This is a genomic window from Limosilactobacillus reuteri subsp. porcinus, assembly GCF_036621895.1.
GTDB classification, from domain to species: domain Bacteria; phylum Bacillota; class Bacilli; order Lactobacillales; family Lactobacillaceae; genus Limosilactobacillus; species Limosilactobacillus reuteri_J.
Map to the genome: position 1 here is coordinate 1 of NZ_LN887305.1, position 296 is coordinate 296.

General features: G+C 31.8%; 1 protein-coding gene. It reads right to left on the bottom strand.

Annotation, left to right across the window (positions count from 1 at the left end):
* Positions 1 to 105: 105 nt before the first annotated feature.
* Positions 106 to 296, bottom strand: a 191-nt coding sequence (locus AACL61_RS00005) for a hypothetical protein (protein ID WP_339110774.1), incomplete at its 5' end; no start/stop codon positions are given.

Consider the following 296-nt stretch of genomic DNA (forward strand, 5'->3'; position numbering starts at 1 on the left):
CTTCACTATGTTGAGCGTAATGTAAACGGCAATAGGTGGAGCAAGATGAAAAAAATTAATAGTTCAATAGTAACTAGGCATGGACAAATTATCTTAAATTAAGTATTATCCATATTGATGATTGTGGAAAAAACTTAATAATGATTCTAATAAGTAGAAGGCTGGGGCAACTCCTAGTTCAAAAAAAAAGCTGGATGATGAATTTTTTGAACGATTCATCATCCAGCTTTTATGTATACAGGAAATTGTTCCTGATATGATGTAATTACCACAAAAACAACCAAAAGGAGCGATTT